At 41.4% G+C, this 12,750-nt stretch carries 13 protein-coding genes; 5 read left to right on the forward strand and 8 right to left on the reverse strand.

What is annotated here, in order from left to right; translation table 11 throughout:
* Positions 1–279: 279 nt before the first annotated feature.
* On the reverse strand, positions 280–1,020 hold the full coding sequence (locus tag V7K46_RS30745; protein WP_335120051.1) for a hypothetical protein: 741 nt from the start codon (positions 1,018–1,020) through the stop codon (positions 280–282).
* The gene (locus V7K46_RS30750) at positions 1,020–1,652 is read right to left on the reverse strand and encodes a ParA family protein (protein WP_334868116.1); all 633 of its coding nucleotides are present in this window, start codon (positions 1,650–1,652) and stop codon (positions 1,020–1,022) included. The genes V7K46_RS30745 and V7K46_RS30750 overlap by 1 nt, the downstream gene beginning before the upstream one ends.
* A gap of 317 nt (positions 1,653–1,969) precedes the next feature.
* Here V7K46_RS30750 and V7K46_RS30755 point away from each other — a divergent pair, with 317 nt between their 5' ends.
* The 5 genes from V7K46_RS30755 (at position 1,970) to V7K46_RS30775 (ending at position 6,702) form a co-directional block, all read left to right on the forward strand.
* Entirely contained in the window at positions 1,970–3,352 is a 1,383-nt protein-coding gene (locus V7K46_RS30755; RefSeq protein ID WP_335120191.1) for a cytochrome P450, read from the forward strand.
* A gap of 454 nt (positions 3,353–3,806) precedes the next feature.
* Positions 3,807–4,439 carry a bifunctional 4-hydroxy-2-oxoglutarate aldolase/2-dehydro-3-deoxy-phosphogluconate aldolase gene (locus V7K46_RS30760; protein ID WP_335120054.1) on the forward strand — a complete coding sequence of 211 codons (633 nt, stop codon included), beginning with the start codon at positions 3,807–3,809 and terminating at the stop codon, positions 4,437–4,439.
* A gap of 113 nt (positions 4,440–4,552) precedes the next feature.
* Positions 4,553–5,068 (forward strand): L,D-transpeptidase, encoded by a 516-nt coding sequence (locus V7K46_RS30765; protein ID WP_335120056.1) that lies wholly within the window; start codon positions 4,553–4,555, stop codon positions 5,066–5,068.
* A gap of 627 nt (positions 5,069–5,695) precedes the next feature.
* Complete coding sequence (locus V7K46_RS30770; protein ID WP_335120058.1) at positions 5,696–6,238, forward strand: L,D-transpeptidase; 543 nt, start codon at positions 5,696–5,698, stop codon at positions 6,236–6,238.
* A 197-nt stretch (positions 6,239–6,435) separates the two neighbouring features.
* Positions 6,436–6,702, forward strand: a complete 267-nt coding sequence (locus tag V7K46_RS30775; RefSeq protein WP_335120060.1) for a hypothetical protein — start codon at positions 6,436–6,438, stop codon at positions 6,700–6,702.
* Between the two features lie 64 nt (positions 6,703–6,766).
* Here the strand turns inward: V7K46_RS30775 and V7K46_RS30780 are convergent, their stop codons facing one another.
* The 6 genes from V7K46_RS30780 to V7K46_RS30805 all read right to left on the reverse strand — a co-directional run bounded on the left by V7K46_RS30780 (position 6,767) and on the right by V7K46_RS30805 (position 12,681).
* Positions 6,767–8,365, reverse strand: coding sequence for an Hsp70 family protein (locus V7K46_RS30780; protein ID WP_335120062.1), 1,599 nt, complete (start codon positions 8,363–8,365; stop codon positions 6,767–6,769).
* 650 nt (positions 8,366–9,015) lie between these two features.
* Entirely contained in the window at positions 9,016–9,438 is a 423-nt protein-coding gene (locus V7K46_RS30785) for a type II toxin-antitoxin system VapC family toxin (protein ID WP_335120064.1), read from the reverse strand.
* A complete protein-coding gene (locus V7K46_RS30790; protein ID WP_335120066.1) occupies positions 9,435–9,740 on the reverse strand; it encodes a hypothetical protein in 306 nt (101 codons plus the stop codon). The genes V7K46_RS30785 and V7K46_RS30790 overlap by 4 nt, the downstream gene beginning before the upstream one ends.
* A gap of 291 nt (positions 9,741–10,031) precedes the next feature.
* Positions 10,032–10,268 carry a hypothetical protein gene (locus V7K46_RS30795; RefSeq protein ID WP_335120068.1) on the reverse strand — a complete coding sequence of 79 codons (237 nt, stop codon included), beginning with the start codon at positions 10,266–10,268 and terminating at the stop codon, positions 10,032–10,034.
* Positions 10,269–10,473: 205 nt separating this feature from the next.
* Positions 10,474–11,457: a polysaccharide deacetylase family protein gene (locus V7K46_RS30800; protein WP_335120070.1), complete on the reverse strand. Its 984-nt coding sequence runs from the start codon at positions 11,455–11,457 to the stop codon at positions 10,474–10,476.
* Positions 11,458–11,790: 333 nt separating this feature from the next.
* Positions 11,791–12,681: an aspartoacylase gene (locus V7K46_RS30805; protein WP_335120072.1), complete on the reverse strand. Its 891-nt coding sequence runs from the start codon at positions 12,679–12,681 to the stop codon at positions 11,791–11,793.
* Positions 12,682–12,750: the final 69 nt, after the last annotated feature.

Genomic DNA, 12,750 nt, shown 5'->3' on the forward strand with positions numbered 1-12,750 from the left:
CTTTCAAACAGACAGCAGATCATTAGGGTAATACTGGCAATACTTATTCTTCTGGTTAGTTAAGCATTATCAAGTTGCCATAAATACAGGAATTTTTGGAACTCCTTTGAGTAAAATTTTTATAATTGAAGGATTTTTTGTTGTATTCTTTACTGTTTTATCAATTTATTTATTCAGGTTAACTCGTTTAAAGCAGTTTGTTACCTAGAGCAACGATTCAGTAATCAAAAACCTAACCCCCAACCCTACAAGGGTTGGGGGAGCAAAGATTAACTGACTTTAGTCAAGTAACCACATCTCATTAGAACTTTCAGGATACTCATTTGGTTGATTTTGAGGTTGATTTTGAGCTAGTGTTTCCGATGACCGATGTGATTTTTTATAACTAAGTGGATTGTAATGGTCTTTTACTGGTTGTATAGCACTAGTTTCTTTTACAACACTATCAGTATACTCACCTGGTTGATTTGGAGCTAGTCTTTCCGATGGCCGATGTGATTTTTTGTAGTTATATGGATTGTATTGTTCTTTTGCTGGTTTTATCGCACTAGTTTGTTTGACAACAAGTTTAGAATTATCTTCTGCTGTTTGTTTTAAAGCATTAATTTCTTCTATCAGATGGGAATTTGCTTCTGCAAGTTGCAGTGCTGTTTTTTTGGTTTCGTCAAGTTCTTTTGTTACCTGTTGTACTAATAATTTGTGTTCGGATGCTAATGTTTTTTGTTTAGATAATTTTGATTGCAAATCAGCAATTTCCTGCCCAAGAGATGCTTCATTTTCGTGGCTTTTTTCCAAATTACTTGTCAACTCTTTGACAGTTGCTTCTAAATCAGCCTTAGTGGGACTTGTGCGCTTAATAGAAGTTGACTCAGCAGTCTGTGCTGAGGATTCCTCATCAGACGAAGCCTGTTCTTCGGCAATTTTTTCTGCTGTAACTTCGATCGCAGATTCACCTTCTGGGGGTGTAAATTTTTGCGCCTCTTCTTGTAATAAGTCAGAGAGACTTTGTTTCTTAACCATTATTTTCTCCAATCACGCTGTAGTTCATCAGCTGCGCGGCGATAGTCTAACTCCGCCTCCCGTGCGTTTCCTCCTCGCCATTGAGTAATTGCTACACCTTCAAGTGCCGCTCGTTCATGAGCTTTATAGGCACGGATGAAGGTATTAAAAGCAGGAATACCTAGCCGAGTCAGAGTGTTTTTCGCTTCTAGTGCTTCCCCGATACTGCGCGTATCAACTTTGGTGAGCAATACCCGATGGGGGGTTCCCAAGGGGATGACGGCTTCCTTGACTGTTTCCACGAGGATGGCTAAATCCATTGCGGCTGGGGGTGTAGGCAAAACTAGATAATCTGCGATCGCAACTACCGTCACTAATGCTTCAGAGCGCAGTGCGGGAGGCGTATCCACCACTACTAAATCGTACCCTGTTATCTTTCCTAAATCACCTAAAAGTGTGGGATCAGTTTCTTGAGATAGATCAAATCCCATTCCCTGCTGACTGCGCCCAAACCACCAACTAGCAGAACCTTGAATATCTGCATCAATCAGCAGCACCTTTTTTTTCTTCGCAAAGTTTGCAGCTAGATTGACTGCGGTAGTCGTTTTACCGACTCCTCCTTTACCGTTAAGAATAGCGATGATTTTTGGCACTGCTTGCTTCCGATTCTGCCTCTTGAGTGCTGAGTGCTGAGAGACGCGATTAATCGCGTCTGTACAGGAGTTAGGAGACGCGATTAATCGCGTCTGTACAGGAGTTAGGAATTACTATTCTCCTTTTTGTCCCCCTGGTCTCTAGTCCCTAGTTCCTAGTTCTTAGTCTTTAGTTCCTAGTCCCTAGTTCTCAGTCCCTGGTGATGAAACATTTTTTATTGGGACTGCCTTACAAAAATATAGCGCTTTATGTGACCCTCAAGAACATGAAAACTCGTAACAATAAAATTCAGAAGCCATCAACTCCACAAAATTCGATGACAGCAACTTACAATTTGCCTGATGGGCCTCAAATGCCGCGCTGGCTGCGGATGATCAAGTTTATTAGTCAGCCAGTGAAATATATGGATGATTTTGCCAAAATCTATGGTGACACCTTTACTATCAGGAGTAGTCGCGGGGATAACCATCTTATTTACTTTAGTCAACCCCAAGCACTTGAGCAGATTTTTACTGCTGATTCCAGCCATTTTGAGGTTGGGAGGGGCAACAGAGGACTAAAATTTTTACTTGGCGATCGCTCCTTTATGTTATCAGATGGCGATCGCCACCAGCGTCAACGGCAACTATTAGCTCCTCCTTTTCATGGCGAAAGGATGCGGGCTTATGGTCAAGAAATCTGTAAAATAACCCGACAGGTGAGTAATGAATGGCAAATTGGCAAGCCTTTTAATATCCGTGAGTCGATGCAAGAAATCACCTTGCGTGTTATATTGCGGGTTGTATTTGGTTTGAATGAAGGACACCTTTTTGAGGAACTGAGGCGATCGCTAAGTGATTTACTAGACTTCATCACTTCGCCCGTAATGTCCAGCGCCTTCTTTTTCCGGTTCATGCAAAAAGATTTCGGTGTGTGGAGTCCGTGGGGTTGGATTTTGCAACAACGGCAAAAAATTGATCAACTGATTTATGCTTTGCTTCGGGAACGTCGGGCTGAATCTGATCAAAATCGCCAAGATATCCTGAGTTTGATGATGGCTGCTCGTTACGACGATGGTCAAGGGATGTCAGATGAAGAATTACACGACGAGTTAATGACGCTGCTAGTTGCAGGACATGAAACTACCGCTTCTGCGTTGACATGGGCTTTTTACTGGATTGACCATTTACCAGAGGTGCGTCAGAAGTTGCTACAGGAACTTAACACCATTGGAGTTAACCCCAATTTGAGTAATGTAGCTAAATTGCCCTATTTGACAGCAGTTTGCCAAGAAACATTGCGAATTTATCCAATTGTCATGAATGCTTTCGTGCGGATTGTGAAGACCCCAATTGAAATTATGGGCTACGAACTGCGAGAGGGAACGGCAATAGTCCCCAGTATTTATTTAGCGCATCATCGGGAAGAAGTCTATCCACAATCCAAACAGTTCAAACCAGAACGCTTTTTACAAAGGCAATATTCACCATACGAATATTTACCCTTTGGCGGCGGTAATCGTCGCTGTATTGGGATGGCATTTGCCCAGTATGAAATGAAAATCGTCTTGGCAACTGTTTTGTCAGATTTTCAACTTTCGCTGGTGAACAAACGTCCTGTGCGTCCTGTGCGCCGTGGTTTAACTCTAGCTGCACCTGCTGGAATGCAGATGGTTGCAACACCTCAAGTTAAGCGTGCAAATACACCAGCCCTAGTTTAGGTAAGTAGGGGAGGCAGTTATCAGCGGCGGCTTCCACCGCTGATAACTGCTATTGCATTAGACGGAACCTCGTAACGCACCATCCATCATCTTGATCTGTGGCGGTGCCGTATCCGTGCTAACACACCCTACGATTAATGAATATTTTTTTAATTGAAGTTTATTAACAGCGATCGCACGGGATTAAATTACCACCAATTATTATTTTATTTATCAATAATTAAAAAATATACCGCCTACCTGTTATTAGGCTAGCGCTGGTTTCTTGATTTAATTTACAGTTAAAAATACTTAAATGAATTTACTAAATTTTCCTAGCTCATTGTCCGCAATCTTATTTAAAATCAGGCGATGTCTACGACGGGCGTAGTTATTGAAAATTAGGTATTAGGAAAACTATTCTCTAGTGCCCCGTCTCCAGTTCCTAGCCCCCAATCCCTAATTGCCAGTGAAAATGCTTAATCAAATTTGGTTATCACAGTTACAAAAACATCAAGCGATCGCAGTCATCCGCGCCCCTAAAATCGAAGTGGGACAGCAAATGGCAATGGCTGTAGCATCTGGGGGAATACAGTTGATTGAGATTACCTGGAATAGCGATCGCGCTGGGGAATTAATCAGTCAACTACGCTTAGAATTACCAGATTGCACTATTGGCACTGGTACGCTATTCAATGTGCAACAGCTACAAGAAGCGATCGCATCGGGGGCACAATTCCTCTTTACACCCCACTTTGACTCCGCAATGGTTCAAGCAGCACAAGAAAAAAATGTACCCATTATCCCAGGAGCGCTGACTCCTACAGAAATTGTTACCGCCTGGAGTCAGGGCGCTAGTTGTGTAAAAGTGTTTCCCGTGCAAGCAGTGGGAGGGGCTGATTATATCAAAAGTTTGCAAGGGCCACTCGGTCAGATTCCCTTAATTCCTACTGGCGGCGTCACTCTGGAAAATGCTAAAGAATTTTTACAAGCAGGAGCGATCGCTGTAGGTTTGAGCAGTGAATTATTTCCCAAAAAGCTTGTCACAGAGGGAAATTGGGAGGCGATCGCATCTGGGGCAAAAAACCTAATGCGACAGTTAGGTTAACTTAGAATCAAAGCATCAAAAGTTCACGTCTATTAAAGTAATAGATAGGGAAATAAAGGTGAAAACTGATAAGTTTCTCAAGACTTCATGATTAGAGTGTGAGTGTATCTAAAATGAAAAAACTGATTTATTCTGACTGGGTACGTAGCTTAAAAATACTCTTCACTGGTACAGCACTGTCCTTAAGTGTTTTTACTACTACTGGAACGAGTGAAGTTTGGGCGAATTCCAAAAATCAAGTGATTGCACAAACAATCCAGACATTACAACAATCGGATCAGCGCTGGATTCAAATTAATCTTTCAAAGCAACGATTAATAGCTTGGCAAGGTGACAGAGTTGTTTATGGAAGTGCTATTTCCTCTGGCAAAAAAGCTACTCCTACTCTTGTTGGTACTTTTAAAATTCAATCCAAGTTCAAAACGACACAGATGCAGGGAGAAAACTACAATGTTCCCAATGTTCCTTATGCGATGTTTTACCAAGGTAGTTACGCTATTCATGGAGCTTATTGGCATAAGAGATTTGGTACTCCAGTGAGCCACGGCTGTGTGAATCTTGCACCTAAACATGCAAAATGGCTATTCCAGTGGGCATCGGTAGGGACACCAATAGTCATCCAGAAATAGTAGGTGAAGCAGCCAAAAGGCAATTTAGCACAAATCATAAATAACAACAAATCAAGACAATTGAGTGATTCCCAGCAATATTTTATGCTGGGAATCTTCGGAGTCGGAATCACTAAATTTGAAATAAAATATAGAAGAGGGCATTCAACGATTTGCCCAAAGAAATAAGCGTAAATCCTGACAATTCCTGGGTGAAATTACAAATGCAAATATGAATTCGGGGGAAATTTGCATTTAGGCATATTAAATGACAGATTTTTTCTAGAGGTTGTCCTTTGTAATTAGTCATTAGGAATGCGGATTAAACAAAATGCAAAACTTCTGTTTCGTAGGGTGCGTTATGCTCTTGGCTAACGCACCATCCCAATATTTTGGGATGTTACCGAAGCCGTAAGACTACGAAAGTTGCTCTTTACTCTTTATTTAATTCGTGTTCCTTAGTAAATAACAAAGCACAAATGACAAATGTGCTTGGACGCAGATTAGCTTAGGACTTGTCTTGAGAAGCATTAGCGGATGAATTGCGTAAATCCTCTACAGGAAGCTAGAAGTCGCTCTGGAAATTTGTAGTTTTCCAGAAAATTACTTCACTTGATGATTTTTGCGTAGTTTAGAAGATGAAGCATAATGCAAACCTGGATTCGCAGTGGTGGGATTCGTTCTTCAGGAACTTTTTGTACAGGCGTGGCGCTGATGATGGTGACTTTATTCTCTTGGTCATCACCGTTAGCAGGTACACCCGACTCGACTACAGCAACAGCCACGTCAGTTGATGAAAACAGCATCACTGTATTTAATAATATCAGGCAAACATCCCAACCTCGCTGGATTGAAATTGACCTGTCAGAGCAACGCTTACGTGCATGGAAAGGTAATAAACTTGTTTATTCATACCGCATTTCTGGAGGTAAGCGATCGACCCCCACACCCATAGGTAGATTTCGGATTAATTCTAAGTATCGCACTCACCGGATGCGAGGCAGGGGCTACAATATTCCTGACGTTCCTTACACAATGTATTTTTATGAAGGCTATGCCATCCACGGTGCTTATTGGCATAACCGTTTTGGGACTCCAGTCAGCCACGGTTGCGTAAATTTACCTGTTAAGCAAGCTCGCAATCTTTACAACTGGGCTTCAACGGGAACTTTAGTAGTGGTGCGGAAATAATTCGTAATTTGTAATTGGTAATTGGTAATTAAGAGTTCCAATTACCAATTATGGTGACGATGAATTGATTATTATGGCAATTCTTAACTGAATAAATGGATGGACAGGTGCGGTCACAGACATAAATCATATTTATAGCTCGACTTTATCCAAAATTAAGAACTCCGTTTTGTTTATCCGGCAAAAACCCTGGCTTTTTGGCAAATACTTTTTCCACGTCACAGATTATTGATGAAGTTAACGTTATTTACGTCCCATCGCAAGCGGTAGAAGAAAAGAAGGCTTTTGATACAGAGGTATGCAGCCTGGCAGAACAAGGCAAGATAGGTCACTATGAGGCTTGTCCCGAATATGATGACCAAAGTTTTATTCCATCTAGAATAGTAGTTAAAGCATCTGGTGAACAATCAATTCAAAAAATCATTGAAATAATGAGAATGAACGACGAAGAAATCAGGCTTTAGGACAGTGGTTTGAATGCCAGCGCACACGGTCAAAATTTCATTAAACACTTAAACGCGCAGTAGTTTAACTCAACTGCGCCACCAGTTGATTTTCCAACAACGTGTCATTCGTTAACAAGTCTTCAACGGTGATTCGCAAAAAGCCTTGCTCATCAACTTGAAAGAAAATTTTGATGCGATCGCTTCCAGGATATCCAGCTGGTGTCAGTTGGGCAATTGTTCTCGCGCCTTCTTGATCGTTGAGGGATTTGACGCTGGTTTCACTATTTTCCAGACGGCGAGTAATTAGGCGATCGCCATCAAAATAAACTTCGGTATTGCCTGTATCTGCTCCCAATTCTCCGATAATTAATTCAATACTAGGCTGATTTTCCATAGAAGCGCCTAAGACTAATTCCACTGGCTGATTCATCGGGTATGCAAGTCCTGCTTTAATCAGAGAATGCCATTTGTGACGCTGGTTGCGGCGATCCCAGTAGCGGATACCATAACTATGATACAGAAAGTCTTTAATTTGTATCCCTTGAGTTAGCTGTAATGCACCTTGAGCGATCGCTTCAAAGGGTCGTTCGCAACGGATTTTTTCTGGCTCAAAATACTGTTTTATCCATGTCTGCACTGCCGGCAATTGCACTGTCCCACCAACTAACAAAACTGCATTAATATCTGGAAGTTCTATCCCTTGGCGTCTTGATTGCTGCAACAGTGTCGTCATCGACTCATCTAGTAATTCAAAAAATGCGTGTTCTTTGAGGATATTTTCAAAAGTGTCGCGGTTTAGTTCCAGTTCATAGCTTTCAAATGTCTCATCATCAAAATAAATTTCACTTGCTTGGTTTTGGGTTGATAGCTGAATTTTCACCCGTTCCGCCAATCGTGTTGTCAAGGGACTTATCGTCAGTTCTTGAGTTTTGGCAAAGTAATCTACCAACCAATTATCAATATCAGTACCGCCCAAATTTTGCCCAGCTTTCGCCAAGACACGGGCAGTTTTGACTTTTTGTTTTGAATCTTCAGCCAGGGATTTATTACCCCATTTGAGGATAAATCCCAGCGGCTTTGTGGTTGCTTGCCCGCCTTGATCCAACCGGACAAGGGACAAATCCAAAGTACCGCCACCAAAGTCAATTACCAAGAGAATTTCTTGATCTGCCAAGCCATAACCCAAGGCTGCGGCTGTGGGTTCATCAAGCATTCGCACCTGTTCGACGGGAAGGGCTTGACACACGTTCCCCAACCAATGACGATAAGCTTCAAAACTGTCTACGGGTACAGTTAACACTAGAGAATCTAACCCACCTTCCAGGGGCGCTAGTTGTTCAATCACCTGGGTGAGGAACCATTGCCCTACTTGTTCAAAGGTGACAATTTGCCCATCTAATTCGGGTAAGAAACCTTGGATATCTGCACCAATACCCCGCTTAAAGCTGCGAAAAAATCTAGTTTCGCCCTTGAGGTCAAGACCGCGATCGCGTACTTGTTGCCCGACTAATACTTTATTTTGGGTTGCGTCTTCAACATAAACCAAGCTGGGAATCAGTGGCGGATTGAGACTTTGTTTAATTGATAAACCTGGTAGATTCAGGGTTTCTGGCTGCTGGGTTACAGGGTTCCAACGAGCAATGACTGTGTTGCTAGTACCAAAATCGATTGCGATCGCCATATTTTATATTTATTCTCTCGCAGGAAGACGCCAAAGTTACTTTATTTTTGATTATTCTCTATAACCCACCAAGAATGCAAATGCGCCCAGACTTTTGCTTCTTTGCATCCCAACCCAGATATTGATTCAGTCTGTTGCAGCGAAGTGTTAGCATAGTTAGACAATTGGCTTGTCAGAAAGCATGGAAATCATTGGCTGTAAATGTATAAAAGGAGCAATAAACTCAACAGCAGGCTTTATCATAGTTCCGTTCCAGTCTTTTTCTTATTGGCATGAGGTGCTTAAAACTCACTTCACACGCAGATGCTAAAATGTCATAAATCGCCCCAATCAAAAGAGATCGCACCTCAGTTGGTGTAAGGTATTCTCTAGATATGTAATGCTTGTTGGGTAGACGAGTTGGGGGTGGCAACCTCATTTACTCTCGCTGGTAGTGTCCGGTGTACGCGACTTATTATAATCCTTCCTAATGCACACTCTTACATATCGAGGAAAGCCACAGCACTCATTCTTAAAATTTACATTCCAGTATTATTGCAATTAACCAAAATCCCTATTAGGGATTGAAACTGGTTAGGGGGATTGTTTGCCGTCTGCCAGCGCAAATTGCAATTAACCAAAATCCCTATTAGGGATTGAAACTTGTAGGCTCACAGTTCTTCTGGCATAATCACAGATATTAATTGATTCCGATTCTTCCTATAAATCCTAAAATCACTATCAAATGTGAGCAATTCACGAGTAGGATACAGTTGTGCCATCCTCACCAAACAGGCATCCGCTAATGACATCGGTACAGACTGATAACGCAGCATCAACTCATAAACCGCTCCAGCTTCTTCACTCAAGCTCAACGGGAGATGGATAATTCCCTTTTGTACAAAAGAAATTACTGCTGCTTCTCCTCCATAAACATTCTGTAAGAGAAAACAAGCCTCTGTAACTACCGCTTCACAAGTTAACAAAGGTGGTTCAATCTGTCCAAACTGATTTGTCACCCATTTATGAAACTGCTCTCTCCGATTGACTAAAGCTACTAATGGGCCTGTATCTAGCAGTACCGATTGCTTCATTCTGTTAATGGTCTTTTAAGGTACTCCTTGTTTGTCGAGAGATCCCCAGGGCCAGAATCCACGCAGCCAACTAAGTTTCCTGCTGCTTCTAAAGCAGACATTGGCGTGCCATCATGGTGCTTAAACTCCACTGTTGGTGATTTCAATTGCAGAAATTCTACAAAGTGAAGTACTTGCTGCTGCTGTTCTTTTGATAAGGTAAGAACCTTTTGGGCAATAATTTGCTCTAGACCAATTGCTCTCGTCACCAGTCTTTCCTCCAGTCCCATCACTTCAAGTCTAAATCCAACTGCCTCAGTCACACAGAAACCAACAGAGCGTTGAAAATTTTGAGATGACTAGCTTTTGTCAATAAAACAACGTAAGTGACCAAAAAGCTGATTATTTCGTTCACCAATCCAGGCGATTAACCCAGACTTATGAATAAGACACATAGCAAACCTACTTACATAGATTATATTGTTAAACTTCCTGAGCGATCGCTGGAGGAGTTTTGTCGCTGGGTCTAAGTGGATACACTGTCTAATGAGTATTAGTACAGAAACTTGGTCTAACCCGGTACGCCGGGTTAGTGGTAGGTAGTTCATGCTCAATCATTCACGCCGTAACTGCCATGCTGCACCGCAAGCCGCCCCAGCCCCAGCTAATAATCCGGTACTCATTCCTTGGATAGTTTTTTGGATTGGATCTTGGATTAAACAGTCACTTGTAACCTTACTGTCTTCCAAGCAGAGACTACTTTCTGCCCAACCGGCAGTACCTCCTAAAATTACACCAGTTATACTACAGGAAATAACTAGCAGCAAAAGACGCTGGGTTTTTCTAACCATAGATAGATGTGTCAAATATTAGAGATAATGATTAACTCTCAATTACTTTACACATTCTTGCTAGTAAATGTCAGCTGCTTTCAAGAGAACTGATTACTATTCAAAACCTAGACAAGTCTTAAAAATCTGATTGGACATCGCAAAAGTTAATTTTGCCTGTAATTAAGGATACAAATTACACTGATAAATCCTATAGATCATATTTTTACCTCTTTTGAGGCACTAATACAGGTAGTTGACGGACGCCTGCTACGAATTTGGCGTGTTGTCCAACAGTCAAAACATTGAACTGACTGGATATAAGTTCCAAACTTTTGTTTACTACTGCTAGCTTTTTGTAGGTGGGAACACTCATTCCAGGGAAGAATGATAGTTCTGGCACATCCTCTTGACTTAAAAAGTCTGTAGGATGGAGTAGCAAAGAAGGCTGGACGCGTGTTATTTTACACAGCCATAGGGCAATTCGCAGGTAGAGTAACGCCACTTCCGAAGAAAATGTACTCAGATACATTATGTAACTGAAGTGAATTGGCACCTTAAAAATTGGCATTGTGGTAACGGGAATCTCAGTGAGTTTATCCTTACCCATGTGCCACTGGTAAGCTTTCAAAGGCTGCAAACCGTCTTTGAAACTGCCAAACAGGGCTTTCCGTTTCTTGCGTTCTTCCTTGCTCAGTTTACAGGTCATCAAATAATACGCTCGTGCTATTGGCCCTAAAAATGTGGGAAAAGTCGAAGCATCATATTCGTATCCCCGTCGTGCTAAGACTCTCAATACCGCAGGAGAAAAACTGTATCCAGGCCCTCGGAAGCCAATAGGATGTTGACGAGTGACACGCTTGATATGTTCTTCAGCCAAAGCCACCTCTTGTTCAATCTCATCCTCTGAATACAGATGTAGCCAAGGATCATGGTAAAATGAGTGATTGCCAATTTCGTGACCAGCGCTAGCGATCGCTTCTAATGCCTTGGTGTTCTTTTCCAGCGCTGCATCCTGACCCACAATGAATACTGTGATTGTCAAATTCCATTGCTGGAGAATATCTAAGAAACGAGGGACTGCAATATCTAAGTAAGAGGGGAAAGTCTCCCAACCCAAAGCGCCCTGATTTTTTAGATAAGACCAAATATTATCCAAGTCTAAAGAAAGACTGGCTATTGGTTTGTTTCTTGGTCGCTTCGTTTTCATTATGAGTTTAAGTATTTGGACGATTTTAAGCGTAAATTTAAGTAAGTCTTAGGAATACGGATTTAATCTTCAGCAACTTTAGTAGGGTGTGTTAGTACGGAGAGTCCGACACCGAAAGTATTGAGATGGTGCATTATGTATTAGACTAACGCACCTTACTAAATAGAAATTTGGGATTTTGTTTAATCCACATTTTTTAGCGATGTTTATGACAGGCTATTGGGCGGCGCACCAGCTACAGAACTTATAAATTAGAAGCAGCATATTTTCTAGATTCTGATGTTCAATTTATATCATCACTTTCAATAAAAAGCGATTATACAAAAAATTTTCTCAACATCCTAAAATATTGATTTGCTGCCTCTGAGTCAAACACATTGCAATTCCCTTTTCGTAGTAAGCTGCCTCATTAATAAAAATCGGCCAAACGGTAGATGTCCCTTCATAAAGAATTGTTTTATTATCAAAAGTTAAAAATATTGGCTCTTTTGGATTTAAGGCTTGATAATCCTTGTCCTGAAGTTCTGGATGAATCATCCCAAAGATTGTCCCATCCTGTTTTTTTGGATAGTCCACAACTGATAAATGATCATAGAGAATCAACGTTTCCTCAGTTGATGGAATTTCACCCTGATTAAACCTTTCTAGATAGTCGAGAATCGCATAAACAAGTTCCTGTGTTTGTTGGAACAGTGTCGCTTTTAAAATACCTTGGGCAATGGGGCCAACCTCGATCGCAAAGCCTAATTCGCACAGGGAATTTACAAATGGGTTTTCTTCAACTGATTTGAAAGAGCAGCGATAAACCTTAACCAAAGGATTAATCTGGCTTAAATAAGCAGCCAATTTCAAGTTTAAGGGATGACTGTTCACCAAAATAATTGTCAGACCCATATTAGCTGTAGTGCTGTGCAAGTCTAAAATGAAATCTGCTTTATCTACAGTTGATGCTAGTCTATTTTGGATTGATTTAGCTTGCAATTCTTCATAACTGCTCAGAGTCGGATCTTGTAAATCTTGCTTGAGAAAACAGCGATTTAAATCCTTCTCTATATATCGCCTCCCCCCCGCAAAAGCGTTAGGATTTGCTAACAGAGCAACTGTCTCAAAACTTGGTCTAGTAATCAAGTCGGGAAACTGGGCAAATTTTTGGATTAAGTAGGCCCCCGTAAACTCATTGCCATGAGTTCCACCGACAATTGCAACTCGATTAATCTGGTTCACGATTACACCAACTTTGGAATGCAGCCATTGAGGTATCAGTTTTCAATCTACCTTATGAGGCATTCACCG

This window comes from Nostoc sp. (assembly GCF_036917395.1).
Taxonomy (GTDB): domain Bacteria; phylum Cyanobacteriota; class Cyanobacteriia; order Cyanobacteriales; family Nostocaceae; genus Nostoc.